We start from the raw sequence: 24,793 nt of genomic DNA, 5'->3' as shown, positions 1-24,793 counted from the left end.
TGATCCTGCGCGGCGGCGGCATCCCGAACCTGGAGGTGCTGCAGAACGAGGTCTACAACATCTTCAATGGGCGCGGCGAGGCGATCCGGGCGCTGCTCGGCAAGCTGGACACTTTCACCAACCAGCTCAACCAGCAGCGCGACGACATCACGCACGCCATCGACTCGACCAACCGGCTGCTGACCTACGTGGGTGGCCGCGCCGACGTCTTGGATCGGGTGCTCACCGACATCCCGCCGCTGATCAAGCATTTCGCCGACACCCGGAACCTGCTGATCAACGCCGTCGACTCAGTGGGACGGCTCAGCCAGGCCGCCGACCAATACCTGTCGGAGGCGCGCGGGCCGCTGCACACCGATCTGCAGGCGCTGCAGTGCCCGCTGAAGGAGCTCGGCCGGGCTTCGCCGTACCTGATCGGCGCGCTGAAGCTGATCCTCACCCAGCCGTTCGACATCGACACGGTCCCGAAGATCTTCCGCGGCGACTACATCAACATCTCGCTGACGCTCGACCTGACCTACAGCGCCGTCGACAACGCGTTCCTCACCGGGACAGGTTTGTCGGGAGCCCTGCGGGCACTCGAGCAGTCGTTTGGGCGCGACCCGGAGACGATGATCCCGGACGTGCGTTACACGCCGAACCCGAATGACGCACCGGGTGGACCGCTGGTGGAAAGGGGGGACAGGAATTGCTGACTCCCTTCATCCGACGCCAGCTGATCGCCTTCGGGATCCTGACCGTCATCTCGCTGCTCGTGCTGGGGATCTACTACCTGCAGATCCCCAGCCTGGTGGGCATCGGCCGCTACACGCTCAAGGCCGACCTGCCGGCCTCGGGCGGGCTGTATCCCACGGCCAACGTCACCTACCGCGGCATCACCATTGGCAAGGTCACCGACGTCGAGCCGACCGAGCACGGCGCCAAGGCGACGATGAGCATCGACAGTCGCTACAAGATCCCGATCGATGCGACGGCCAACGTGCACTCCGTGTCGGCGGTCGGTGAGCAGTACCTGGACCTGACCTCGAGCGGCAACCCCGGCAAGTACCTGGCGGAAGGACAGACGATCACGAAGGGCACCGTGCCCGCCGAGATCGGGCCGGCCCTGGACACGGCGAACCGCGGCCTGTCGGTGCTGCCCAAGGACAAGATCGGCAAGCTCCTCGACGAGACGGCGCAGTCCGTCGGCGGGTTGGGTCCCAACCTGCAGCGGTTGGTCGACGCCACCCAGGCGATCGTCGGCGACTTCAAGAACCAGATCACCGACGTCAACGACATCATCCAGAACTCCGGGCCGGTGCTGGACAGCCAGGTGAAATCGAGTGACAACATCGAGCGCTGGGCGCGCAACCTGAACAGGCTGGGCGCGCAGTCCGCGCAGGAGGACCAGCACCTGAGAAGCCTGCTGCGGCAGGCGGCGCCGACGGCCGACCAGGTCAACTCGGTGTTCAACGACGTCAAGGATTCGCTGCCCCAGACGCTGGCCAACCTCGAGGTCGTCTTCGACCTGCTCAAGCGCTACCACACCGGCGTCGAGCAGGTCCTGGTGTTCCTGCCGCAGGGTGCGTCGATCGCCCAGACGGTGGCGGCGCCGTTCCCGAACATGGCGGCCCTGGACCTGGCGTTGTCGATCAACCAGCCGCCGCCCTGCCTGACCGGCTTCATTCCGGCGTCGGAGTGGCGGTCCCCGGCCGACACCAGCATCCAACCGCTGCCCACCGGCACGTATTGCAAGATCCCGATGGAGACACCGGCGAACAGCGTGCGCGGCTCGCGCAACATCCCGTGCACGGATATTCCGGGCAAACGGGCCGCAACCCCGCGGGAATGCCGCGACCCCAAGCCGTATGTGCCGGCCGGTACCAACCCCTGGTACGGCGACCCGAACCAGATTCTGACCTGCCCCGCACCCGCGGCGCGCTGTGATCAGCCGGTGAAGCCGGGCATGGTGATCCCGGCGCCGTCGGTGGACAACGGACTCAACCCGGCGCCCTCGGACCGGGTGGCGGGCACACCCCCGCCCACCAGCGATCCGTTGTCCCGACCGGGGTCGGGTACCGTGCAGTGCAATGGCCAGCAGCCCAACCCCTGTGTCTACAAACCCAGCGGGCCTCCCTCGGCGATCTACAGTCCCCAAAGCGGTGAACTGGTAGGGCCAGACGGAGTTAAATACTCCGTCGAGAACTCGACCAGAACAGGAGACGATGGATGGAAGGAGATGCTGGCGCCAGCCGGCTGAACCCCATCGACACGGACGATTCGTTGACCACCCAGGACAAGAGCGAGGATTCGGCGGCACCCGAGAACGGAGCCGAGCAGACCGGTCCGCAGGATGCCTCCGCGGATCCGACCGAATCCACCGACGATGCCGCCGGTGCCGACGCCGAGGCCGACCAGTCCGAGTCCGAGGGCACGGCGGCGGACGACCCGGCAGCCGCCGAATCCGCCGTCGCCGCCGCCCAGCGCCGTCCGTCCCGGGTGACCCGCGGGTGGCTGGCCGCGATCGCCGCTGTGCTGGTGTTGTGCGCCGCCGGCGTCGGGGCCGGTGGCTACCTCGCGCTGCATTACCACCAGCAAAGCCAACAGATGGCGCGCAACGACGCGCTGGCGCTGAAGGCGGCGGTGGAATGCGTCTCCGCGACCCAGGCGCCCGACACCAATGCGATGACGGCGAGCGAGCAGAAGATCGTCGACTGTGGGACCGACGCCTTCCGCTCGCAGGCGCTGCTGTACACGAGCATGCTGGTGCAGGCGTATCAGGCCGCGAACATCCATGTTCAGGTGTCGGACGTCCGGGCGGCGGTCGAGCGCAACAACCGAGACGGGTCGATCGACATTCTCGTCGCGCTGCGCGTCAAGGTGGCCAGCGACCAGAACCAGAACGAGGCCGGCTACCGGCTGCGCGTGAAAATGGCGTTCGCCGAAGGGCAGTACAAGATTTCCAAGCTCGACCAGGTGACGAAGTGACGGTGGTGGTCGAACAGACTGCGCCCCGGGCAATTCAGGAGTCACCGCGGGAAGCCTTGGCGCCGTGGCATTCTCGCGTCATCGCCTTCTCAGTCGATGCGGTGGCGGGCCTCGCCGTCATCGTCACGATGGCGTTGGTCCTGCGTACCGTGCCGGCCCAGGGCGCGTGGTGGTGGCTGAGCATTTCCGTCCTGGGCGTCGTCACCCTGCTGGTGCTGGCCAACCGGTTGCTGCTGCCGGTGATCACCGGGTGGAGCCTGGGCCGCGCTCTGGCGGGCGTCGCGGTGACGCGCCGCACCGGAGACGCACCGGGCCCCTGGACCCTGCTGCTGCGCGATGTCGCCCACCTGCTCGACACCGCGTCGGTGGTGGGATGGCTTTGGCCCCTGTGGGATTCGCGCCGTCGCACGTTCGCCGACATGCTGGCGCGCACCGAAGTGCGGCGCCTCCCACCGGACGCGTCGCCGCCGCACGTCCGCCGCTGGAGCGCGGTCGCGGTGCTAAGCGCGGCGGCGCTCTGCCTGGCCGGGGTCGCGATGAGTTTTTTCGGGGGGTTCTGGCAGGACCGGGTGACCGACCAGACCCGCGCCCAGCTGGCGACGCAGGGGCCCAAAATCGTCGCCCAGATGCTGACCTACGACCCTAAGTCGCTGCACGACGACTTTGCCCGGGCGCTGTCGCTGGCGACCGACAAGTATCGGCCCCAGCTGTCGGCCCAGCAGGACCTGGTGCAAAAGGGGCACCCGGTGATCAACGAGTACTGGGTCACCAACAGTTCAATTGAATCGGCCGCCCCGTCCAGCGCAACGATGTTGATCTTCATGCAAGGTCGACGGGGCGTCGGGCCCGAGCAGCGCTACATCAGCGCGACGGTGCGGGTGGTATTTGCCAAGGGTCCCGGAAACGCTTGGCGCGTCGACGATCTCACGGTGCTGACCAAGCCGAAGCAGCCCGGGAGCGGCAAGTGAGTCCCCGCCGCAGATTTGCGCCCGGCGAGCGGCCACTGCTCATCGCGCGCCCGGTCGAGGCCGGGCGGCCATGGCTGTTGCCGTTGGCCGGCACGGTCGCCGCGGCGCTCATGGTGGTGGCGATCACGGCCTGCACACTGATGCTCGTCTCGCACGAAATCCGGGCGCGGGCCGCGTCGAAGGACCGCGAGGTGCTGACCTACGTGACCGGGTTCATGACGCAGTTCATCTCCATCGATCCCTTTCACGCCAACGATTACGTGAACCGGATCCTGGCGCAGGCGACCGGGGACTTCGCCAAGCAGTATGAGAAGAACGCCAACGAGATCCTGCTGCAGGTCGCCCGGGCCGAACCCGCCACCGGCACGGTCCTGGATGCCGGCCTGGAGCGATGGAACGACGACGGCAGCGCCAACGTCATGGTGGCGACGGCGATCAGCACCAAGTCGCCGGACGAGAAGCAGGTGTTGGAGAACGCCAATCGATGGGCGGCGACCGCGACGCAGGAAGGGAACAAGTGGAAGATCAGCAACCTGCAGCAGGTGATGTGACCGCCGAGCGGACTCCGGCCGCCTCCGGGGACGACGCGAACGACGCGACGGACGCGACGCACCAGGCCCGCCCGGAGCGCCACGACGAAGAGGCCGAGGCCACAACGGAATCCGAGGCCACCGACCGGGACGCGGCCGCACCGGACAGCGCTGATGACGGGGCCACCGACGACGAGGACGCGGAGCGGGTGGCCGACGCGCCGCAGGGTACCGCCGCGCGCAAGAACCGGCGCACCGCAAAGGTCTGGGCCGCCGTTTCCGCCATCGCCGCCCTGTTGTTCGTCGGTTCCGCCGCGTTCGCCGGCGCGATGCTGCAGCCGTACCTGGCCGACCGGGCCACCGCCGCAACGAAACTCAACGTCGCGCGGACCGCCGCCAATGCGATCACCACGCTGTGGACGTACACCCCGGAAAACATGGACACCCTGGCCGATCGCGCATCCCGGTATCTCAGTGGCGATTTCGAGGCGCAGTACCGCAAATTCGTCGACGCGATCGTGGCTCCCAACAAGCAGGCCAAGATCACCAACCACACCGACGTGACCGGCGCCGCGGTCGAAACCCTCGACGACTCCAACGCCGTGGTCATCGTCTACACCAACACGACGTCCACCAGCCCGTTGACCAAGAACGTCCCGTCGCTGAAGTACCTGTCCTACCGGCTGTTCCTGAAACGTTCCGACAACCGTTGGCTGGTGACCAGGATGACGACGATCACGTCGCTGGATCTGACGCCCAAGGTTTAGCGGCGAGTCCGGGCGCATGGCTGTCACGTCACCGGTCTCCGAGCGATGGACGGTAGCGGCGTTGCTGCTCTTGACCTTCGCCACCGGGTTGGCCGACTCGATCAGCATCCTGGTGCTCGGTCACGTGTTCGTCGCCAACATGACCGGCAACGTGATCTTCCTCGGATTCTGGCTGGCCCCAAGGACGATCATCGACCTGACCGCCGTCGCGGTCGCCCTGCCGACCTTCGTCTGCACCACGATCGCCAGCGGCCGATTGGCGCGGTATTTCGGCCTGCGGACGCGGACATGGATCACCACGGTGCTGACGATCGAAATCGTCCTGCTGCTGGCGCTCGCGGTTCTGGCGGGCACGGGAGTGCTGCGCTATCAGGCGACCTCCAAGCTGATCATGATCGGCATGCTCGCGGTGACGTTCGGTCTACAACACTCCAGCGCGCGCCAGTTCGGCATCCAAGAGCTCTCCACCACGGTGCTCACGTCGACGATCGTCAGCCTCGGACTGGACAGTCGGTTGGCCGGAGGCACCGGCGAACGACAGCGGTTGCGCACCGGCGTCGTGGCCACCATGTGCGCCGGCGCCTTCTTCGGGGCGACGATGTCGAGATACGTGATCGCCCCGGTGTTCGTTGTCACCGCGGCGGTGATCGCCACCAGCCTGCTGATCTTCCGCTTCGGGCCGCCGGCGGCGAAAACCGAAGCGCCCGTTACTAGTTGAACGCCAGCCAGCTGGGCAGCGCCCGCTCGTGTGAATCACAGAGCACTTGCCGGGTGTCGCATGATCCCCGCGGTGATCCGGCGCCGGCCCACATGCCCCCGGTGTCGCGGCGCAGCACGATCGCCGACGAGCCGCCGCCGTCGAGCAGCACCGCGTTGTCACTGCCCAGCCCGCGGAACAGGTCCTGCATGTTGTCCGGGGTGTAGTTGCCGCCCTCGAAGATGTACATCTCGTCCTTTTGCCGGGCGTAGGCCAACGCCGTTCGGGCCGCGCTGGGTCCGCCGTCGTGCAGCTGCCCGGTGTTGCCGGGCGCCAACAGCCCGATGCCCGAGACCGCGACGAACTTCTCGTTCTTGTTGAGCAGGTCGGCGACCACCGGGGTGGCGGCGTCGTAGTCGCTCTTTGTCCTGGGCCACACCACATATGGCGCACCACCGGACGGCAGGATCATCGTCGACAGCGCGCTCCAGCTTTCACCGCCACCGGACAGACCCTGCTTGCCGGGGTAGGCGACGGTGCCGGTGACCGCCTGGTTGGCGCGACCCTGGCCCTGCGTGTTGTCGACGAAGGCGCCCAGCGGTGAGCTGCAGCCGGTCTGACGCCACGAGCCGCCCTTCTGCCCGCGGACGTCAAAGAAGTTGGCGTTGATGGCGATGGTCGGCTGGCCCATGCGCTGCCACGCCTGCAGCGGTGCGTAGAGCTCGGAGGCCTGCCAGAGACCCTCGCCGGTGCGCGCCCCGGGGTTGTTCTCGCAGCGGGCCTGATCGCCGCGATGCGTGTCGACCAGCAGATGCGGGGACAGGCGCCCCGCCGCGTTCTTGATGATCATCAGGTGCCCGCCGTTGTCCATCTCATACCAGCTGCCGCCGGCGTTGAGCATCGGCGCGGGATGGCCGGGGCCGAAGTTGTAGACCAGGTAGGAACCGCGGGTGCTGCCGATGGCATTGGCGAGCAGATCGCGCCCGTCGGCGGCGCGGGCGAGGGGCTGCCCGGAGGTGACGGCCAGGGTGAAACAGGCGACGAGGGCGGCGCACGACGCTGCCAGCCGGCGGAAGCTGGCGCGTCGGGTCAGCACGGTAGCCCTTTCCGCCCGGAACTAATGCAACATAAACATCATCAGCCCCATAAGTCACACTGTCAACAAAGGTCACGGTGGGGTGACGATAGGGCCACGCCCGAATTACGCTTGCTCGCTTGGACTTTCGTGATCGCCGGCGGCCGGCTGGGTAGCGGTGGGCTCGGCGCCGGATGGCTCTGTAGCGATGGGCACGGCGGCCGCCGGTTCGGCGCGCTTGCCGCGGCGGGTCTGGTGCTTCGACTGGTGCTCCTGGGCGATGGCCAGTTCGACCGCGCCCGGGATCCGGTGAAAGCCCTGGCGGTCGTACAGGTAAGTGACGATGCCGCCGAGCAGCAGGCCGACGACGACGCCGATGGTCGTCATCGTCAACGCCTGCGTCAGCCCCGCATCGCCACGGCCGCCGAAGTACAGCAGCGACCGGGCCCCGAGGAAGACCTGGTGCATCGGTTCGAATTCGGCCAGCCAGCGGAAGAAGGACGGCGTCGCCTCCAACGGCACCGTCGCGCCGGCCGACGGCAGCCCGAGGATCACGAAGATGAGCATGCTGACCAGCATTCCGGCCGTGCCCAGCACCGAGAGCAACGAACTGGACGTGATGCCCACCGCGGCGATCGCGAAGACGCCGAACGCCCAGAGCCGCCAGCCGTGATCGATGGGCATGCCGAGCCCGTCGGCGATCGCCAGGTACACCGCCGAGGTGAGCAGCCCGAGCAGCACCATCATGGCCCACTTCAGCAGCAACGTCTGGAATCTGGAGATCTTGACCTGCTCGGCGAACCGGTACACCGGCCCGAATTCGGCGGGCACGTAACCGAGCAGCGCGTCCACCAGCGTGCTCACCACGATGCTGCCGGTGAAACCGGCCAGCAACAGCAACAGCGCGTAATAGAAGGCCGACAGGCCGTTGCCGGTGCCGTTCGGCAGCGGGTTGTACACGTTCGACTGGATGTCGATGGGGGCACTCAGGCCCACCTGCGCCGCGCCGGCCAGCGGTGCGCCACCGGTCTGCGCGGCTACCTCCGCCATAACCCGTTGCCCGGCAATGCCGTTGGCCATCCCCATCGCCGTGCTGAGGGTCTGACCGGCGATGCTCGCGCCGAGCGTGCCGGCCCTCGGATTGGTGGAAACCGTGATCGACGGGCGGTCCGCGCGGGCCGGCGAGACCGCACTATCCGCGAAGTCGCGCAGCAACGACGAGAAGCTCGGCGGTATCAGCACCTGGCCGTAGACACGGCCGGTGTCCATCTGGCGGCGGGCCTCGTCGCGGGAGAGCACGCGGACGTCGAACTTGTTCTTATCCAACCCATTGACCAGCCGGTCGACGATCTGTGCGCCGCCGGGACCGGCGTCCTCGTTGACCACCGCGATGGGGAAATGACGCAGGTTGGTGGTCGGGTTCAAGATGCCACCGAGATACAGCGCGCACAACGCCGCCATCAGCGCCAGGGTGATGACCAGGGGGGCCGCCCAGAATCGCACGGTGCGGACCGCCTTGACGTTCCGGTTGGGGTTGGGCGCCGCGTGCTGCGGGTGCGAGTGAGGCATGCCGACTCCTGTTCTGTCGTGCCCACTTTATGGGCTGGCCCGCCGACCCTCTACGGCCTCAGTCGCCCAGCTTCGCGTGCATCTCCCAGATCAGCAGTTCCGCGGGCTCGCGCGCGGTGACGCGCCGGCCGTCGGCGTCGGTGAAGCGCACCGCGTCACCCTCGTCGACGTCCCCGATGCCCTCTATGACGGCCTGGCCCCGGGCGACGAAGAGGTGCAGGTAGGGGGCCCGCGGAAGGTTTACCGATGCCCCGGCCGGCAACCGCGTTCCGTGCAGCGCGGCGTTGCGGTTGTGCAGGGTGATCGCGGCGTCGTGCGCGGGCCTCCCCGAGGCGATCGTCACGAGATTGCTCGCCATCAGCTTGTCGTCGATCTCGTGCTGCTGGTAGCTCGGATCGACGCCCGCCTCGTCCGGCACCACCCACATCTGCACGAAATGCACTGGCTCGCTAAGGGAGTCGTTGCGTTCGGAGTGCAGGATCCCGCTGCCGGCCGACATCCGTTGCGCCAAACCGGGATAGATCACGCCGCGATTGCCGGCGGAGTCGTGATGCGACAGCTCGCCGCGCAGCACCCAGGTCACGATCTCCATGTCCCGGTGCGGGTGGGTGTCGAATCCCGTTCCGGGCGAGACGATGTCGTCATTGTTCACCAGCAGCAGCCCGAAGTGGGTGTTGTCCGGATCGTAGTGGTCGCCGAAGGAGAAGGAGTGCCGGGAGGTCAGCCATCCGGTGGTGGTGACGGCCCGGCTCGCCGCGCTCCTGATCTCGGTGGTGGCTGACATGACCCCAATCTAATCGTGGGCGGCGTCAGGTCACCGGGTCGGTGAGCAGACCTTGGGCCTGCCGAAGCGCGGCGTCGAGCTCCGGCATGGTCAACCCGGTCGAGTGACCCAGGTGGATCTCGATCTGGTACTCGGGCTGGCCATCGTGGGCGAATATCGGCAGGACGACGAATTCCGTTGTGGCGAGGTCTGTTTCGAGCGAGTGGGTAACTGACTGCAGGGTCACCATCGTCATCAGGGTGGTGAGCTGGCGGGTGACCTGGGCGGTGGGCTCCAGCGAGGCCAGCACGTCGGCGAGCCGAGTGTGCAGCGACCGGTGGGTGTCGTCGAACCGCCATGCGCCGTAGCCGCGGGCGCGGATATCGGCGAGCACCCGCTGGTGCTCGGCGATCTCGGTGCGGGTGAGCCGGGGTGTCACGCGGTGCAACCACGCTCGGACGGAGTCGTCGTCGCGCCAGGCCATGGCCACCAGACCGAACGGCGGGTCGATGGGGAAGCGCTGCCCCACGGCGTGCTCGCCGTCGGTGCCGTGGCCGACCGCGTCGACCGTGGTCAAATGCCGGGCACCGATTTTCGACATCGAACAGCCCGCGCCGAGCGTGTCGTGCAGGAAGCGCAGCGCGTCGCGCCCGCGGTCGAGCAGCGGGAATTGTCGCCGCAAGCCGTGGACCAGTCCGAACAGCCCGCTGCCCAGCACGTAGCGACGATCGCCCCGCCGGGACACCCAGGCCCTCCGTTCCAGCTCGGCCAGCACCAGCGCGCAGGTGGAAGTGCTGATCGCGCAGCTCTTCGCCAGCTCGGCCGAGGTCCGGCCGTGCGGTGAATTAGCCAGGGCGGCAAGGATATCCATCACCCGCGCGGTGGGCGGCGACTTGGCGCCCGAGTCGCCGCGGGTCGCGGCCATTGACGTATCCACCGCCACCTCCTTACGATCCGTCCAAAATGCCAGGATATAAGTCCTAATATTAGGAGATAGTCGTGTTCAAGGTGGGAGTTTGGGGGCCCGGTTCGATGGGCGTGATCGCCCTGCGCGGGGTGATCGACCATCCGGAGCTGCAACTGGTCGACCTCGTCGTGCACAGCGACGCGAAGGCCGGCCGCGATGCGGGAGAGCTGTGTGGCATCGCGCCGGTCGGGGTGCGGGCGACCCAGGATCCGGCCGCCCTGCTGGCGGGGGACGCCGACGCGGTGGTGTACGCGGCCGGCGCCAACCTGCGGCCGCTGGAGGCCGTCGCGGACATGGTGTCGATCCTGCGGGCGGGCAAGAACGTGGTGTCGTGTTCGGTGGTGCCGCTGGTCTTTCCGGACGGGCTTGACGCCGCCTTCACCGCTCCGCTGCGGCAAGCCGCCCTCGACGGCGGCGTTTCGTTCTTCACCACAGGTATCGACTCCGGCTTCGCCAATGACGTTCTGCCGCTGGTCCTTACGGGAGTCTCCCGGGTGATCGAGTCGGTGCGTGTCACCGAGATGTTCAACTATGCCACCTATCCGGACAGGGCCGCCGTCTACGAGATCCTGGGTTTCGGCCAGCCGCCGGAATATCAGGCGTTCGCGGCGCAGCCGGGAATGTTCACCTTCGGCTGGGGGCCGGTGCTGCACCAGCTGGCGGCCGGGCTGGGCGTCAAGATCGACGACATCGAGGAGAGCAACGAGCGCGTGCCGTCCCCCGAATCCTTCGACACGCCCACCGGTCACATCGCGGCCGGGACCATCGCCGCGATGCGCTCGACGCTCACCGGGTACGTCGACGGGAAGCCGACGTTCGTGCTCGACCACGTGACCCGCATGCGTGACGACATCGCCCCGGACTGGCCGCAGCCGCACATCTCGATCCCGCCGAAGGACCTCGGCTACGGGCAGGCGTCCGGACGCGGCCTGTACCGGGTGGAGATCGAGGGCTCCCCGAGCATGCGGTGCGAGTTCGAGATGGCCGAGGACGCCGACCATGACCTGGGTGCCCGCATCGCCGGCGCGTCGCGGATGGTCAACGCCATCCCCGCGGTGTGCGCGGCTCCGCCCGGGCTGCTGTCCGCGCTGGATTTGCCGCTGATCACCGGCGCCGGACTGCTGCGCCCGGTGCCGGGTCCGCCGCCGGACAGCCGGTTGTTCTAGCCCGGCTCGCCGGGATACGTCGCGGCGGCGAGCTGCAGAATCTCGGCGCGATCGGCCGCCAGGATGAACCCGGAGCCGATCGCCGCGTCGAGGGCCGCGGTGAAGCTATCCAGATACTGCCCGCGCCCACCCGGGTAGAGCCGCCGAATCGTGTTGGCGTCGAAGGGTTCCCCGGAGCCGAAGATCGCCGACATGATGCTCTCCTGGCCGCCCAGACCCGACGTCCTGGCGGTCGGCACGTCCACCCACGGGGTCCTGATGCCACCGCGGGCCAGGCCGTTGCCGTCCAGAACCGGTTGCGGCCCGGCGCTTTCCCGAACCTCGAGCGGATCGGCGTGGGGGGCCGGCTCGCCGGTGCCGACCCAGGCGTTCAGCGCCGCGAGCGCCGCCTGCACCACGTAGTGATGCTGGGGGCCGAAGTTGATGTAGTGCGCGAGTCGCTGGCCCATCAACACGTCGGTCGGCGCGTAGCCGGCCACGATCGCCTCCAGCGGTGCCGAGCCGCTGTCGATGAACGCCACCTGAATCGTGTAGTTGTCGGCGTGGGCGGCCCCGGCGATCTCCCAGACCCGCAGCCGTTCGTTGTCCGGCTGCCTGGCGAAGTAGTAGCCGTCGCGTGGGCCGCCGAAGACGTCGGTCTCGGTGACGACCGCGAGCAACGGAACGCGCAGGTCCGGACGGAACGGGACCGCCTGCCGTGCAACGGATTCGGCGAAGATCGAGCCGCCGTCCAGGGGTGCGGCCGGGCCGAACCGGGAGTGCACCAGGAAGCCGTCGTAGCCGGGGGTCAGCGGGTCGACGGCGTTGATGTAGGTGGTGAGGAACATCGCGGATTGCGATTCGCCCACCGCGATCACGCGCCGGGCGGGCAGGCCGCGCAGGACGGCGCCGTGTTCACCGCTTCTGAGCAGGCCGCCGACCTGGGCGAAGATGTCGTAGGCGAACGCGTCGCCGGGGTGCTGCAGGTCCGCGTATCGTTGCGGGTCCTGGCTTTTCAGCGACATGTCAGCACCCAGCATGTTGTCGCCGCCCTCGACTCCCACCCGCTGGGCCGACACCGCGACGTAGGCGTAACCGCCGCGGATGATTTCGCGGTGCGCCATCATCCATACCGCGGCGGCGTCGATGCCACCGCTGACGTTGAGCCACTCGACGAGGACCGTCCCGTTGAACCGGGCCGAATCGGTCGGCGTCAGCGCCACGATGCGGGTCGTGTAATCGGCGGAGCCCGAGGGGGTTACGTCCCATCGGCCGTCGGGGGCCGGTTCACCTGCCGGGGCGTAGCAGGACGCCGTGGCGCAGACGAAGAACTCCTCGACGGTGTAGCCCACGTCGGCGAGGTCGAAAGCGCTCAGCAGCAGCGCCGGCTTTCCGGGGATGGGCGTCACCTGGGTGGCGTTCGTCATCGCGGCGGTCCTGTCAGCTCTGGCCCGCGGACAGCGAAGCGGGCAGCCCGAATTTCACGAACAAGGCGTCGTCGAGGAACGCCACCACGTGGGATACCTTCCCGCCCTGCACATCCAGCACGTGCAGCTGGAACGGGACGTGGACGTCGCCGGCGCGCATGTACATGGCCGCGGCAAGCTGGCCGTTGGCGACCAGCGGCAGCATGCGCATGTCCCCGCTGCCCTCCGCCGGGCATTGCTGGTGAATGAGGGTGACGATGGCCCGCGGCCCCTGGTACCAGCCGGTGTACGGCGGCATCTCCCAGACGGCCTCCGCGGTGAACAGCTCGACCAGCCGATCGATGTCATAGGTCTCGAACGCCGCGATGTAGCGCGCCAGCAGGTCCTGGGCTTCGGGCGAATCCGGTTGCACCAGTGGGTCTTCGGCGCTGGGCCCGACGGCCTCCAGCTGGGACCGGGCCCGCTGCAGCAGGCTGTTGACGGCGGTTGTGGTGGTGCCGACCGCCTCGGCCACCTCGGCCGAGCGCCAGCCCAGCACGTCACGCAGCAGCAGCACCGCCCGCTGCCGGGGTGGAAGGTGTTGCAGCGCAGCGACAAACGCCAGCCGCACCGACTCGCGCGACCCGACCACGACCGACGGGTCGGCCGGATGCTCGGTCAGCGACGGCAGCGGCTCCAGCCACGGCACCTCGCGGCGCTCCACCAGCTCGGCGGTCGGGTCCGAGCTGGGCGCGCCCAACCCGACCGGCAACGGCCTGCGCTGGCGTCCCTCCAGCGCGCTCAGACAGGTGTTGGTGGCGATGCGATGCAGCCAGGTCCGGATCGAGGACTTGCCTTCGAAACGGTCGTACGCCTTCCAGGCCCGCAGCAGGGTCTCTTGCACCAGGTCCTCCGCGTCGTGCAGCGACCCGGTCATGCGGTAGCAGTGGGTCAGCAGTTCGCGCCGGTACGGTTCGGCGTGCGCCGAGAAATCTGCGTTGGCCACCGGGTCACCTTCAGAGTTCTGCGCGAGAAGGCTCATCCGCATGAGCCTACGCAGTGTCGGGGCGCGCGGCCCACATCAGCAGCCATTACGCTGCCCGTAATGACTAGGACCCCCGAGTGAACCGCAGCGAACGCAGTTTCGACGGGTACGGCGGCGTGCGGATCGTCTACGACGTCTGGACGCCCGAGACCGCACCGCGCGCGGTCCTGGTGCTCTCACACGGTCTCGGGGAGTACGCCCGCCGCTACGACCACGTCGCGAAGCGCTTCGGCGAGGCGGGCCTGGTCACCTACGCGCTGGACCATCGTGGGCACGGCCGCTCGGGCGGTAAGCGGGTGCTGGTGCGTGACATCCACGAGTACACCGCCGACTTCGACACCCTGGTCGGTATCGCCACCCGGGAACACCACGGGCTCAAGTGCATCGTGCTGGGGCACAGCATGGGCGGCGGAATCGTGTTCGCCTATGGCGTCGAACGCCCGGACAACTACGACCTGATGGTGCTGTCGGGTCCCGCGGTGGCGGCCCAGGATCAGGTGTCGCCGCTGCTCGGGCTGGCCGCCAAAGTGCTCGGCGCCGTCGTGCCCGGACTGCCGGCCCAAGAACTCGACGTCGACGCCATCTCCCGGGACCCCGCGGTGGTGGCCGCCTACAAAGAGGACCCGCTGGTGTACCACGGCAAGGTGCCGGCCGGCATCGGTCGCGCGCTGCTGCTGGTCGGCGAGACGATGCCGCAGCGGGCGCCGGCCCTGACGGCGCCGCTGCTGGTGGTGCACGGGGAACAGGACCGGTTGGTCGCCGTCGCCGGCAGCCGTCGCCTGGTGGAGTGCGTGGGATCTGCTGACGTGGAGCTGAAAATCTATCCGGGGCTCTACCACGAGGTTTTCAACGAGCCCGAGCGCGAGCAGGTGCTCGACGATGTGGTCTCCTGGATCACCGCTCGGCTGTGAGGCGGGGCGTGTCAGCCGGCTCCCGTACTTTGGCGACAGAGCCAAGCGATGGGGAGGAGCGTCGCCGTGAGTGACGACAAAATGCTGTCGCGCATTGCCGCGCTGCTGCGTCAGGCCGAAGGCACCGACAACAGCCACGAAGCCGATGCGTTCATGTCCGCCGCGCAGCGGCTCGCGACGGCCGCGTCCATCGACCTGGCGGTGGCACGCTCGCATTCGGCCCAGCGGTCGGCGGCGCAGGCGCCGACGCAGCGCACGATCACCATCGGGGCGGCGGGCACCAAGGGGCTACGCACCTACGTGCAGCTGTTCGTGCTGATCGCCGCGGCCAACGACGTGCGCTGTGACGTGGCCTCGAATTCGACGTTCGTGTACGCCTACGGGTTCGTCGAGGACATCGACGCCAGCCACGCCCTGTACGCCAGCCTGGTGGTGCAGATGGTCCGTGCGTCGGACGCCTACCTGGCCTCGGGTGCGCATCGTCCCACGCCGACGATCACCGCCCGACTCAACTTTCAGCTGGCCTTCGGGGCACGGGTCGGCCAGCGGCTGACCGAGGCCCGCGACCAGGCCCGCCAGGAAGCCACCAAGGATCGCCGCCGGTCGCCGGGCACCGCCATTGCCTTGCGGGACAAGGAAGTCGAGCTGGTGGACTACTACCGCGGCGCGTCGAAGGCGCGGGGCACCTGGCAGGCCAGCCGGGCGTCGGCAGGGTATTCGTCGGCGGCGCGACGCGCGGGCGACCGGGCCGGCAAGCGAGCGCGGCTCGGCAACAGCCCCGAACTGCCCGGGGCGCGGAGCGCGCTGAGCGGGTGAGCGCGGGGAAGCCCCCACCGCGGGATTCTCAACGCTCCAAGGTTTATGCGGCTGAGGAGTTCGTCCGGACGCTGTTCGACCGTGCCGCCCAGCATGGCACCCCGGTGGTGGAGTTCTTCGGCACGCAATTGACGCTGCCGCCGGAGGGGCGTTTCGGCTCGGTGGAGTCCGCGCAGCGCTATGTGGACGACGTGCTGGGGCTGGCGGCGGTGCGGCAACGGTGGCCGGGTGTGTCGCCGCTGCGGGTCCGTGCGCGACGGGCCGCCACCGCCGCGCACTACGAAAACCGTGACGGCACAGGCGTTATCGCGGTGCCCGATCGTGACACCGCCGACTGGGCGCTGCGCGAGCTGGTGATGCTGCACGAAGTGGCGCATCATTTGTGCCAGGCCGAGCCGCCGCACGGCCCCGAGTTCGTGGCGACGATCTGTGAGTTGACGGAGCTGGTGATGGGACCGGAACTGGGGCACGTGCTGCGCGTCGTCTACGCCAAAGAGGGCGTGCGGTGAGCCGGCCCGATCCCGACGCGCGGGCGCGCGAGGTCGAAGCCCGGATGACCGACGACGAGCGGTTCGCGCTGCTGGTCTCGGTGATGGGGGCCGGCGACATGTGGCCGGTGCGTGACGAGCGCATCCCCGCTAACGCGCCGATGTGCGCGGGATACGTGCCCGGCGTTCCCCGCCTCGGGGTGCCCGCGTTGCTGATGAGCGATGCCGGGCTGGGCGTCACCAATCCCGGCTATCGCCCGGGTGACACGGCCACCGCGCTGCCCGCCGGACTGGCGCTGGCCGCGGCCTTCGACCCGCCGCTGGCCCGGGCCGCCGGCGACGTGATCGGCAGCGAAGCCCGCAGCCGCGGGTTCAACGTGCAACTGGCCGGCGCGATGAACCTGGCCCGCGACCCGCGCAACGGCCGCAACTTCGAATACCTTTCCGAGGACCCGCTGTTGACCGCCACCATCGCCGCCGAGTCGATCCGCGGCATCCAGCAACACGGCGTCATCTCGACGGTCAAGCATTACTCGCTGAACTGCAACGAAACCAATCGGCACTTCCTGAACGCCGTCATCGCCCCCGACGCACACCGCGAATCCGACCTGCTGGCTTTCGAATTGACGATCGAGCGCGCACAGCCCGGCGCCGTGATGACCGCCTACAACAAGGTCAACGGCGACTACGCCGCGGCCAACTCCGCCTTGATCAACGACGTGCTCAAGGGCGCCTGGGCGTACCGGGGTTGGGTCATGTCCGATTGGGGCGCCACGCCCAGCTGGGAGTGCGCCCTGGCCGGTCTGGACCAGGAGTGCGGGGCCCAGATCGACGCGCTGCTGTGGCAGGCCGAGTCCTTCGGTGCGCCGCTGCGCGACGCCTACGCCGACGGCAGGCTGCCCAGGCAACGCCTGTCGGACATGGTCCGCCGGATCCTGCGATCCATGTTCGCCGTCGGAGCCGAGCGCACCGATACGGCCCCGGCGCCGGATCTGGCCGCGCACAACGAGATTGCGCTGCGCATAGCGCGCCAGGGAACGGTGCTGCTGACCAACCGCGGGCTGTTGCCGGTGGCGGCCGAGTCGAACGCGCGCATCGCCGTCATCGGCGGGTTTGCGCACCTGGGCGTGCCGGCCGGCTACGGTTCGAGCACCGTCGTCCCGGCGGGCGGCTACGCGGGCGTGGTGCCCATCGGCGGCCCAGGGCTGGAGGCCGCGCTGCGCAACCTGTACCTGTTGCCGTCGAGCCCGCTGGAAGAATTGCGAAAGCGGCTGCCGCACGCGCAGATAGAGTTCGATCCCGGCATCAGCCGCGCCGAGGCGGTGCGCGCGGCGGCGGCGGCCGACATCGCTATCGTATTCGCCGTGCGCGCCGAGGGCGAAGGGTTCGACATCGCCGACCTCTCGCTGCCGTGGGGCCAGGACGAGCTGATCACGGCGGTGTCGGCCGCCAACCCCAACACCGTGGTGGTCCTGCAGACCGGCAATCCGGCTGACATGCCGTGGCGGGGCTCGGTGAATGCCATTGTGCAAGCATGGTTTCCGGGCCAGGCCGGCGCTCGTGCCGTCGCGGAGATCCTGAGCGGCGAGGTGAATCCCTCGGGCCGGCTGCCGATCACCTTCCCGGCCGATCTGGCCCAGACGCCGCGCCCGCAGTTGCCCGGCGCGGGGGAACCGTGGGGGACACAGACCACGATCGACTACTTCGAAGGGGCCGACGTCGGCTACCGCTGGTTTGCCCGGTGTGGCCACGACCCGATGTTCGCTTTCGGTCATGGCTTGTCCTACACCAGGTTTGACTACCATGACCTGGTGGTCGGTGGCGAACAGACCGTCAGCGCCAGTTTCAGCGTCATCAACGTCGGCGACCGTGCCGGGGCGGATGTACCGCAGCTCTACCTGACGGCCGCGGCCGGAAAGCCGTGTCTACGGCTGCTGGGGTTTGAGCGCGTCGAGCTCGAGCCGGGTGCAACGCGGCGGGTGACCCTCGAGGCGGATCCGCGCCTGCTCGCCCGCTATGACGGCGGCGTCGGGCGCTGGCGGATCGACCCGGGCTCCTACGCGGTGGCGGTGGGCGCGTCGGCGATCGCGATGCGCCTGCACGCCACGGTCGAGCTGACCGGCCGTACGTTCGGGCGATGAGTGTCGCGGGCTGACGCCCGAACGCACGACCGGCCCGACGGATTACTTGACGGGGGTCAACGCGTCGCCGCACGTGCAGCGGTACGGCTCACCCGAACCCGAGCAGTGGCAGGGGACCTCGATGCGGACGCGACAGCCGCAGCCTTCGTGACCGCACGTCAACTCGGTCCCGGCCTCGTATGTTGCCATTTAATTCACCCTTTTCTCGTTGTGGTGACTCTTGCGGTGCGGGTCGACCGCACCCTCACTATATACCCCCCATGGGTATACGCAAGGAGTCGCGACCGGTGCGATACCGCCCCGCCGCTCGATGCCGTCGTCGGCGGCCGCGGCTAGCGTGGGCGCCATGACCGAGAAACCAACCCCCAAAGACGTCGACGCATTCTTGGACAGCACGGTGGTGGACGACGATCCGTCCTTGACCGCGGCCCTGGAGGCCAGCAGCGCCGCCGGCTTGCCGCCGATCGCGGTGTCGGTGCAGCAGGGAAAGTTCTTGAGCCTGCTCGCCGGTGCCGTCGGTGCCCGCAACATCCTCGAGCTCGGGACGCTGGGCGGTTTCAGCACCATCTGGCTGGCGCGCGGCGCCGGCCCGCAAGGGCGGGTGGTGACGCTCGAATACGAGCCCAAGCACGCCGAGGTGGCGCGCACCAACCTGGACCGGGCCGGTCTCGCCGACCGGGTGGAGGTGATCGTCGGAGCCGCACTGGACACGCTGCCGACGGTGACCGGCCCCTTCGACCTGATCTTCATCGACGCCGACAAAGAGAACTACCCCGCCTACCTCGATTGGGCGGTGCGGCTGGCCCGTCCCGGCGCGATCATCGTGGCAGACAACGTGATTCGGCAGGGCCAGATCCTCGACCCGGAGTCCAACGCTCAAGCGCAGGCGGTGCGCCAAACCCTGCAGGCGATGGGTGAGGATCCGCGGCTGGACACGGCCGTGCTCCAGACGGTGGGCGCCAAGCACTGGGACGGCTTCGCGTTCGCCGTGGTGCGGTAGGGCGTCAGCGCGGGTCCAGGTCGGCCACGGCTTGCCCGGCGGAGGTGAGTTCGTCTATCCGCAAGGCGGTTTCGCCGGCGTACAGGGCGGCGCTGTCCAGCCAGGAATCGGGCACGCCGGCCACCGGTGCCAGCGGCGTGAAAAACGGCAGCGCCGGTGACTGCAGCCGCATCAACGGCCCGGCGTCGAAATAGCCCAGCGCCGACAGCGGGCGGCTGATCGCGTTCAGGGCGGCGGGCAGCGGCCTGGCCTGCCCGTCCTCGCCGCACCAGCGGCGGGTGGCAGCGTTGGGCACGACGCGGTGGCGCAACGGCCAGCTCAGGCCGAACAGGTTGGTTTCGATCGTCCTGTCCGCCTGCAAGATTCGTTGCTGGTACGCGCGGTTCGCGTTGGCCTCGTGCGTCAGCAGGAAGCGGGTGCCGGCTATGACGCCGCTGGCGCCGGCGGCCAGCGCGGCGCGCGTGTCGGCGGCGGTGGCGATGCCACCGGCCACGAACACCGGGCGCGTCCCCGCCGCGCGCAGGGCGGGCGGCACGAACTCCAGAGCCGGCATGGTCCCGACGAGATGGCCCCCAGCCTCGCGCCCCTGCGCGATCAAACCATCGGCGCCACAGGCGATCGCGGCCCGCGCCGCCGCTTCGGTGCCCACCATCACGAACACGAAGATCCCCGCCTCACGCAGGTGCTCGACGAGCCCCCGCTTTTCGCCGAACGCCACCACGACCGCGTCCACCCGGGCGTCGACACAGACCGCGACGTGCCGGCGATGGACGAAGGGCACCAGCAGGTTCACGGCGACGGCGCGGCCCGGGGCCCGTTCTCGCACTTCATCTATCGAAGCCCGTAGCCGGCGTGACGTGTCGATGCCCAGCGTGCCCAGTGCGCCCGCCGCGGCGACGGCGCCCGCCAGTGCCGCGCCCGCCAGCCCGCCACCCATGCCGGCCTGGCCGATCGGCACATCGAGGCGAAGCCGGTCCGCGATGTCCATGCCTCAAGACGCTACGCGGGTCGCCGAAATCGCCCCACCTCCCGGGCTTGCCGGGGCGTCAATTTTCGTTGCTGGTCCACGGCGCGCGAGCGTAATCTGGACGGCAGATGGATGGGTGCGGCAACGCTCAAAAGGCTTGTCGCATAACAGAAAGGTCACAAAATGAGTACAGTCCATTCATCAATCGATCACCACCCCGATTTGTTGGCTCTTCGCGCGCGCTACGAGCGCGTTGCCGAGTCGATGAGTGCGCATGTCACCTTCGGGCTGGTCCTGTTGACGGGCCTGTACGTGGCGGCGTCGCCGTGGATCATCGGATTCAACGGGACGGGATCGCTTGCCACGTCCGACCTTATCGTCGGGATCGCGGTGGCGTTCTTGGCCTACGGGTTCGCGACGACGCTGGATCGTGCACACGGCATGACCTGGACGCTACCGGTGTTGGGCGTGTGGGTCATCGTGTCGACGTGGATCCTGCCGGGCGTCACGCTGACCTCCGGCATGACGTGGTCGAATGTCGTTGCGGGGGCGCTGTTGACGTTCCTGGGGCTCAACGCGACCTACTTCGGCATGCGCACCCGCGCGGCGGGCACGCACGCGTAGCCTCGAACTCGGTTCAGCAGCAAGGCAATTCGCCGGTCCCGGGCCGGCGCGGTGGGGCCCGGGGCGGCGATCAGCCGCAGACCGCGCCGATCGCGGCCGAGCTGACCAGCTTCACGTACTTGGCCAGCACCCCGGTCTTGTAGCGCGGCTCCGGCGGGGTGAAATCCCTGCGGCGGGCCTCGAATTCGGCCGGATCGGTCAGGACGTCGAGGACATGGTTGGCCACGTCCAGGCGGATCCGGTCGCCGTCCCGCAAGAAGGCGATCGGCCCGGCGTCGACCGCCTCGGGCGCGATGTGGCCGACGCACAGGCCGGTGGTCCCCCCGGAGAACCGGCCGTCGGTCAGCAGCAGCACGTCTTTGCCCAGACCGGCGCCCTTGATGGCGCCGGTGATGGCCAGCATCTCGCGCATGCCGGGACCGCCCTTGGGGCCTTCGTAGCGGATCACCACCGCGTCACCCTTGGTGATGGTGCCGTCCTCCAGCGCGTCCAGCGCGGCCCGTTCGCCGTCGAAAACCCTTGCGGTGCCCTCGAACACGTCGGAATCGAAACCGGCCGACTTGACCACCGCGCCCTCGGGCGCCAGCGATCCGCGCAGGATGGTGATGCCGCCGGTCGGGTGGATGGGATTGCTCAGCGCGCGCAGCACCTTGCCGTCCGGGTCGGGCGGGGCGATCTCGGCCAGGTTCTCGGCCACGGTCGCGCCGGTCACCGTCAGGCAGTCGCCGCGCAGCAGCCCGGCGTCCAGCAGCGCCTTCATCACCACCGGCACGCCGCCGATGTGGTCGACGTGCGACATCACGTGGCGGCCGAACGGTTTAACGTCGGCCAGGTGCGGCACCTTCGACCCGATCCGGCTGAAATCGTCCAGCGACAGTTCGACGTCGGCCTCGTGGGCGATGGCCAGCAGGTGCAGCACCGCGTTGGTCGAGCCGCCGAACGCCATCACCACCGCGATCGCGTTCTCGAACGCCTCCTTGGTCAGGATGTCGCGGGCGGTGATGCCGCGCCGCAGCAATTCGACGACGGCCGCACCGCTGCGCCGGGCGAACCCGTCGCGGCGGCGGTCGGTCGCCGGCGGCGCCGCGCTGCCCGGCAGGGACATCCCGAGCGCCTCGGCGGCGCTGGCCATCGTGTTGGCCGTGTACATGCCGCCGCACGCGCCCTCGCCGGGACAGATCGCCCGCTCGATGGCGTCGACGTCCTCACGCGGCATCAGGCCCCGGGCGCACGCACCCACCGCCTCGAACGCGTCGATGATGGTGACCTCGCGCTCGGTGCCGTCGGACAGCTTGGCGACGCCGGGCAGGATCGAGCCGGCGTAGAGGAACACCGAGGCCAGGTCCAGCCGTGCGGCGGCCATCAGCATCCCGGGCAGCGACTTGTCGCAACCGGCCAGCAGCACCGAGCCGTCCAGGCGCTCGGCCTGCATGACCGTCTCGACGCTGTCGGCGATCACCTCGCGCGACACCAGGGAGAAGTGCATGCCCTCGTGGCCCATCGAGATGCCGTCGGACACCGAGATGGTGCCGAACTCGAGGGGATACCCGCCGGCCGAGAACACGCCCTCCTTGACGGCCTTGGCGAGCCGGTCCAGGGAAAGGTTGCACGGGGTGATCTCGTTCCACGACGACGCGACCCCGATCTGCGGTTTCGCGAAGTCCTCGTCTCCCATGCCTACGGCCCGCAGCATGCCCCGGGCGGCGGCCTTCTCCAGGCCGTCGGTGACGTCACGACTACGCGGCTTGATGTCGGCGGTGGTGGCCGGATCGGTGGTGGGCATTGTTCAAGTATGCGCTGGCCAGTCGCGATGCCCGTTTCCGGGGTGATACCCCGCTGGGGTATAAGCTGGAGTCCGGCGTGATGCCGCCGACGGGCGGCCGAGTGAGCAGGGGTGGCAGATGACCGACGAGCACGGGTACTCGCAGCAGAAGGACAACTACGCCAAACGGCTGCGGCGCATCGAGGGCCAGGTCCGTGGGATCGCCCGGATGATCGAGGAGGACAAGTACTGCATCGACGTCCTCACCCAGGTCAGCGCCGTCAACAGCGCCCTGCGCTCGGTCGCCCTGAATTTGCTGGACGAGCACCTGAACCACTGCGTCACCCGCGCCGTCGCCGAAGGCGGCGAGGACGCCCAGGCCAAGCTCGACGAGGCCTCCGCCGCGATTGCGCGGCTGGTTCGTTCCTGATCGGTGACGCAGTTGAGACCTGCGTATCGGCCCTGATTCAGGGGGAGGCGTAGTTGCGGTCCGTACGGTAAGGCAGTGTGATCGCATTAGGCGCGACAACCCAGGAAGTGGGTAGTCCGGCCGATACAGACGCCATGACTGCCGAAATTAATGCTGCCGCGCGAACGTGGACCCCACGGATCGCGGCTCAGTTGGCTGTGCTGGCGGCCGCGGCGTTCACCTACGTCACCGCCGAGATCCTGCCGGTGGGCGCGCTGCCGGCCATCGCCCGCGACCTGCACGTCAGCCTGTTCGCGGTGGGCACGCTGCTGACCTGGTATGCCTTCGTGGCGGCGCTGACGACGTTTCCGCTGGTGCGCTGGACCGCGCATTGGCCCCGGCGTCGTGCGCTCATGCTCAGCCTGAGCTGCCTGACCGCCTCACAGGTCATCTCGGCGCTGGCGCCCAGTTTCGCGGTGCTGGCCGCCGGGCGGGTGCTCTGCGCGATCACCCACGGCCTGCTGTGGGCGGTCATCGCACCGATCGCCACCCGGCTGGTGCCGCCCAGCCACGCCGGGCGCGCCACCATGTCGATCTACGTCGGCACCAGCCTGGCGCTGGTGGTGGGCAGCCCGCTGACCGCGGCCCTGAGCCTGATGTGGGGCTGGCGCCTGGCCGTCGTGTGCGTCACCGTCGCGGCCGCCGCCGTCACGGTCGCCGCCCGCCTGATGCTGCCGGAGATGGTGCTCACCTCCGACCAGCTCGCCCACGTGGGTCCGCGGTCGCGACACCACCGCAACCCGCGGCTGATCCTCGTCAGCGTGCTGGCGATGATCGCCGTCACCGGTCATTTCGTCTCCTACACCTACATCGTCGAGGTCATCCGCAACGTGCTCGGGGTGCGCGGGCCGAACCTCGCCTTCGTGCTGGCCGCCTACGGGCTGGCCGGCCTGCTGTCGCTGCCGCTGGTGGCCCGGCCGCTGGACCACCGGCCCAAGAGCGCGATCATCCTGTGCATCACGGGGTTGACGGCGGCCTTCGTGGCGCTGACCGCCCTGGCGATCGGTGGCCGGACCGGCGTGGCCACCGCGCTGATCGGGACCGCCGCCATCGTGCTGTGGGGGGCGATGGCCACCGCGGTCTCGCCGATGATGCAATCCGCCGCGATGCGCAACGGGGCCGACGACCCCGACGGCGCGTCGGGGCTCTACGTCACCGCGTTCCAGGTCGGCATCATGGCCGGCTCGCTGGCCGGTGGCCTGCTCTTCGAGCGCAGCGTCACGATGATGCTGACCGCGTCGGCGGCCCTGATGGCCGTCGCCCTGGCCGGCATCGTGGCCAACCGGCGGATGCTGGATGTTGCTCCGACAAGCTCACCCGATTCATAGCCGCCCAGCTCAACCACGCAATCAGCGCTGCTCTCGGGCCCGGTTCAGCCGCGGCTGACGGTAGCTGGCGCATGCCCTATGCCACACTGTGTCGAGAACACGAGTGGAGGTATGCGTATGTCGGGCAGGACGAGGGACAGGACCGGAAAGGGCCTCTTCGCCGCTCTGAACACCGCCGGCTTGGCGTCCGTCGTGGGCTTGGCGCTGGTGCTGAGTGCGGCTCCCGCACTGGCGGATCCGGACCCGGCCCCCGCTGACCCGGGCGCGGTCGCGGCTCCGCCCGCACCACCCGCGCCGCCCGACCCGTTCGCGCCGCCGCCCCCGGCCGACGAGCGTGCGGGTGAACAGGCCGGTGCCCGCACCGACGTCGTCGGCCAGCTCGCAGTCC

Annotated in this window: 24 protein-coding genes and 2 pseudogenes; 17 read left to right on the top strand and 9 right to left on the bottom strand. The window is 69.0% G+C overall.

Annotated features, from left to right (window positions below):
* The 7 genes from A5622_RS08590 to A5622_RS08560 all read left to right on the top strand — a co-directional run.
* Nucleotides 1-695: MCE family protein (locus A5622_RS08590; RefSeq protein ID WP_232002913.1), on the top strand; the 695-nt coding region annotated here is incomplete at its 5' end.
* Nucleotides 689-2,239 carry a virulence factor Mce family protein gene (locus tag A5622_RS08585; protein ID WP_066862448.1) on the top strand — a complete coding sequence of 517 codons (1,551 nt, stop codon included), beginning with the start codon at nucleotides 689-691 and terminating at the stop codon, nucleotides 2,237-2,239. The genes A5622_RS08590 and A5622_RS08585, both read left to right, overlap by 7 nt.
* Nucleotides 2,209-2,967, top strand: a complete 759-nt coding sequence (locus A5622_RS08580; protein WP_066877887.1) for an Mce protein — start codon at nucleotides 2,209-2,211, stop codon at nucleotides 2,965-2,967. The genes A5622_RS08585 and A5622_RS08580 overlap by 31 nt, the downstream gene beginning before the upstream one ends.
* Nucleotides 2,964-3,935 (top strand): RDD family protein, encoded by a 972-nt coding sequence (locus A5622_RS08575; RefSeq protein ID WP_066877885.1) that lies wholly within the window; start codon nucleotides 2,964-2,966, stop codon nucleotides 3,933-3,935. Before A5622_RS08580 ends, A5622_RS08575 begins: the two co-directional genes overlap by 4 nt.
* Entirely contained in the window at nucleotides 3,932-4,486 is a 555-nt protein-coding gene (locus A5622_RS08570) for a mammalian cell entry protein (protein ID WP_066862520.1), read from the top strand. Before A5622_RS08575 ends, A5622_RS08570 begins: the two co-directional genes overlap by 4 nt.
* Entirely contained in the window at nucleotides 4,453-5,232 is a 780-nt protein-coding gene (locus A5622_RS08565; protein WP_066862460.1) for a mammalian cell entry protein, read from the top strand. Before A5622_RS08570 ends, A5622_RS08565 begins: the two co-directional genes overlap by 34 nt.
* 16 nt (nucleotides 5,233-5,248) lie before the next feature.
* The gene (locus A5622_RS08560; protein WP_066877883.1) at nucleotides 5,249-5,950 is read left to right on the top strand and encodes a YoaK family protein; all 702 of its coding nucleotides are present in this window, start codon (nucleotides 5,249-5,251) and stop codon (nucleotides 5,948-5,950) included.
* On the opposite strand, the gene A5622_RS08555 is transcribed toward A5622_RS08560, so the two are convergent.
* The 4 genes from A5622_RS08555 to A5622_RS08540 all read right to left on the bottom strand — a co-directional run bounded on the left by A5622_RS08555 (nucleotide 5,943) and on the right by A5622_RS08540 (nucleotide 10,207).
* Complete coding sequence (locus A5622_RS08555) at nucleotides 5,943-7,025, bottom strand: phosphodiester glycosidase family protein (RefSeq protein WP_066862467.1); 1,083 nt, start codon at nucleotides 7,023-7,025, stop codon at nucleotides 5,943-5,945. The two genes, A5622_RS08560 and A5622_RS08555, sit on opposite strands and share 8 nt — an antisense overlap.
* 105 nt (nucleotides 7,026-7,130) lie before the next feature.
* Nucleotides 7,131-8,573: a YhgE/Pip domain-containing protein gene (locus A5622_RS08550; protein WP_066877881.1), complete on the bottom strand. Its 1,443-nt coding sequence runs from the start codon at nucleotides 8,571-8,573 to the stop codon at nucleotides 7,131-7,133.
* 58 nt (nucleotides 8,574-8,631) lie between these two features.
* Complete coding sequence (locus A5622_RS08545; RefSeq protein ID WP_066877878.1) at nucleotides 8,632-9,357, bottom strand: pirin-like bicupin family protein; 726 nt, start codon at nucleotides 9,355-9,357, stop codon at nucleotides 8,632-8,634.
* Between the two features lie 25 nt (nucleotides 9,358-9,382).
* Nucleotides 9,383-10,207 (bottom strand): MarR family transcriptional regulator, encoded by an 825-nt coding sequence (locus tag A5622_RS08540; RefSeq protein WP_369829229.1) that lies wholly within the window; start codon nucleotides 10,205-10,207, stop codon nucleotides 9,383-9,385.
* Nucleotides 10,208-10,335: 128 nt separating this feature from the next.
* Here A5622_RS08540 and A5622_RS08535 point away from each other — a divergent pair, with 128 nt between their 5' ends.
* Complete coding sequence (locus A5622_RS08535) at nucleotides 10,336-11,469, top strand: dihydrodipicolinate reductase (RefSeq protein WP_082994555.1); 1,134 nt, start codon at nucleotides 10,336-10,338, stop codon at nucleotides 11,467-11,469.
* Here the strand turns inward: A5622_RS08535 and A5622_RS08530 are convergent.
* Entirely contained in the window at nucleotides 11,466-12,875 is a 1,410-nt protein-coding gene (locus tag A5622_RS08530) for an alpha/beta hydrolase domain-containing protein (RefSeq protein WP_066877872.1), read from the bottom strand. The genes A5622_RS08535 and A5622_RS08530 overlap by 4 nt on opposite strands.
* Before the next feature lie 13 nt (nucleotides 12,876-12,888).
* Nucleotides 12,889-14,023: pseudogene (locus A5622_RS08525) on the bottom strand (sigma-70 family RNA polymerase sigma factor).
* Here A5622_RS08525 and A5622_RS08520 point away from each other — a divergent pair.
* The 4 genes from A5622_RS08520 to A5622_RS08505 all read left to right on the top strand — a co-directional run bounded on the left by A5622_RS08520 (nucleotide 14,016) and on the right by A5622_RS08505 (nucleotide 18,255).
* Nucleotides 14,016-14,810: an alpha/beta hydrolase gene (locus A5622_RS08520; protein WP_231997748.1), complete on the top strand. Its 795-nt coding sequence runs from the start codon at nucleotides 14,016-14,018 to the stop codon at nucleotides 14,808-14,810. The pseudogene A5622_RS08525 and the gene A5622_RS08520 overlap by 8 nt on opposite strands.
* A gap of 66 nt (nucleotides 14,811-14,876) precedes the next feature.
* Entirely contained in the window at nucleotides 14,877-15,626 is a 750-nt protein-coding gene (locus A5622_RS08515; protein WP_066862489.1) for a DUF2786 domain-containing protein, read from the top strand.
* Nucleotides 15,623-16,135 (top strand): TIGR04338 family metallohydrolase, encoded by a 513-nt coding sequence (locus A5622_RS08510; protein WP_066862492.1) that lies wholly within the window; start codon nucleotides 15,623-15,625, stop codon nucleotides 16,133-16,135. Before A5622_RS08515 ends, A5622_RS08510 begins: the two co-directional genes overlap by 4 nt.
* 44 nt (nucleotides 16,136-16,179) lie before the next feature.
* Nucleotides 16,180-18,255 (top strand): beta-glucosidase, encoded by a 2,076-nt coding sequence (locus A5622_RS08505; RefSeq protein WP_066877889.1) that lies wholly within the window; start codon nucleotides 16,180-16,182, stop codon nucleotides 18,253-18,255.
* 42 nt (nucleotides 18,256-18,297) lie between these two features.
* Here the strand turns inward: A5622_RS08505 and A5622_RS28020 are convergent, their stop codons facing one another.
* Nucleotides 18,298-18,444, bottom strand: coding sequence for a metallothionein (locus tag A5622_RS28020; protein WP_067124138.1), 147 nt, complete (start codon nucleotides 18,442-18,444; stop codon nucleotides 18,298-18,300).
* 157 nt (nucleotides 18,445-18,601) lie between these two features.
* On the opposite strand from A5622_RS28020, the gene A5622_RS08500 reads away from it, so the two are divergent.
* A complete protein-coding gene (locus A5622_RS08500) occupies nucleotides 18,602-19,255 on the top strand; it encodes an O-methyltransferase (RefSeq protein ID WP_066862495.1) in 654 nt (217 codons plus the stop codon).
* Between the two features lie 4 nt (nucleotides 19,256-19,259).
* Here A5622_RS08500 and A5622_RS08495 read toward each other — a convergent pair whose 3' ends face one another.
* Nucleotides 19,260-20,243, bottom strand: a complete 984-nt coding sequence (locus tag A5622_RS08495) for a nitronate monooxygenase (RefSeq protein ID WP_066877870.1) — start codon at nucleotides 20,241-20,243, stop codon at nucleotides 19,260-19,262.
* 162 nt (nucleotides 20,244-20,405) lie between these two features.
* On the opposite strand from A5622_RS08495, the gene A5622_RS08490 reads away from it, so the two are divergent.
* On the top strand, nucleotides 20,406-20,846 hold the full coding sequence (locus A5622_RS08490; RefSeq protein ID WP_066862502.1) for an SPW repeat protein: 441 nt from the start codon (nucleotides 20,406-20,408) through the stop codon (nucleotides 20,844-20,846).
* Between the two features lie 70 nt (nucleotides 20,847-20,916).
* Here the strand turns inward: A5622_RS08490 and ilvD are convergent, their stop codons facing one another.
* The gene (ilvD, locus tag A5622_RS08485) at nucleotides 20,917-22,629 is read right to left on the bottom strand and encodes a dihydroxy-acid dehydratase (protein ID WP_066862505.1); all 1,713 of its coding nucleotides are present in this window, start codon (nucleotides 22,627-22,629) and stop codon (nucleotides 20,917-20,919) included.
* Nucleotides 22,630-22,747: 118 nt separating this feature from the next.
* Between ilvD and A5622_RS08480 the strand changes: the two genes are divergently transcribed.
* From A5622_RS08480 to A5622_RS08470, 3 genes and pseudogenes are all read left to right on the top strand, one after another.
* Nucleotides 22,748-23,038, top strand: a complete 291-nt coding sequence (locus tag A5622_RS08480) for a metal-sensitive transcriptional regulator (RefSeq protein WP_066862508.1) — start codon at nucleotides 22,748-22,750, stop codon at nucleotides 23,036-23,038.
* Nucleotides 23,039-23,172: 134 nt separating this feature from the next.
* Nucleotides 23,173-24,405: an MFS transporter gene (locus A5622_RS08475; protein ID WP_066862511.1), complete on the top strand. Its 1,233-nt coding sequence runs from the start codon at nucleotides 23,173-23,175 to the stop codon at nucleotides 24,403-24,405.
* 180 nt (nucleotides 24,406-24,585) lie between these two features.
* A pseudogene (locus tag A5622_RS08470) lies at nucleotides 24,586-24,793 on the top strand (hypothetical protein); the annotation flags it as partial.

It is taken from the genome of Mycobacterium sp. 1245801.1, assembly GCF_001673055.1.
Classification (GTDB): domain Bacteria; phylum Actinomycetota; class Actinomycetes; order Mycobacteriales; family Mycobacteriaceae; genus Mycobacterium; species Mycobacterium europaeum_A.
Note: the sequence above shows the minus strand (reverse complement) of the source record. Positions and strands in the feature narration are given on the sequence as shown.

Excerpts from the sequence above, each read along its gene's own strand:
- A5622_RS08530 (WP_066877872.1), bottom strand. The coding sequence starts at position 12,875 with ATGACGAACGCCACCCAGGTGACGCCCATCCCCGGAAAGCCGGCGCTG.
- A5622_RS28020 (WP_067124138.1), bottom strand. The coding sequence starts at position 18,444 with ATGGCAACATACGAGGCCGGGACCGAGTTGACGTGCGGTCACGAAGGC.
- A5622_RS08560 (WP_066877883.1), top strand. The coding sequence starts at position 5,249 with ATGGCTGTCACGTCACCGGTCTCCGAGCGATGGACGGTAGCGGCGTTG.
- A5622_RS08545 (WP_066877878.1), bottom strand. The coding sequence starts at position 9,357 with ATGTCAGCCACCACCGAGATCAGGAGCGCGGCGAGCCGGGCCGTCACC.
- A5622_RS08480 (WP_066862508.1), top strand. The coding sequence starts at position 22,748 with ATGACCGACGAGCACGGGTACTCGCAGCAGAAGGACAACTACGCCAAA.
- ilvD (WP_066862505.1), bottom strand. The coding sequence starts at position 22,629 with ATGCCCACCACCGATCCGGCCACCACCGCCGACATCAAGCCGCGTAGT.
- A5622_RS08495 (WP_066877870.1), bottom strand. The coding sequence starts at position 20,243 with ATGGACATCGCGGACCGGCTTCGCCTCGATGTGCCGATCGGCCAGGCC.
- A5622_RS08550 (WP_066877881.1), bottom strand. The coding sequence starts at position 8,573 with ATGCCTCACTCGCACCCGCAGCACGCGGCGCCCAACCCCAACCGGAAC.
- A5622_RS08475 (WP_066862511.1), top strand. The coding sequence starts at position 23,173 with ATGACTGCCGAAATTAATGCTGCCGCGCGAACGTGGACCCCACGGATC.
- A5622_RS08580 (WP_066877887.1), top strand. The coding sequence starts at position 2,209 with ATGGAAGGAGATGCTGGCGCCAGCCGGCTGAACCCCATCGACACGGAC.
- A5622_RS08500 (WP_066862495.1), top strand. The coding sequence starts at position 18,602 with ATGACCGAGAAACCAACCCCCAAAGACGTCGACGCATTCTTGGACAGC.
- A5622_RS08540 (WP_369829229.1), bottom strand. The coding sequence starts at position 10,207 with ATGGATATCCTTGCCGCCCTGGCTAATTCACCGCACGGCCGGACCTCG.
- A5622_RS08505 (WP_066877889.1), top strand. The coding sequence starts at position 16,180 with ATGACCGACGACGAGCGGTTCGCGCTGCTGGTCTCGGTGATGGGGGCC.
- A5622_RS08490 (WP_066862502.1), top strand. The coding sequence starts at position 20,406 with ATGAGTACAGTCCATTCATCAATCGATCACCACCCCGATTTGTTGGCT.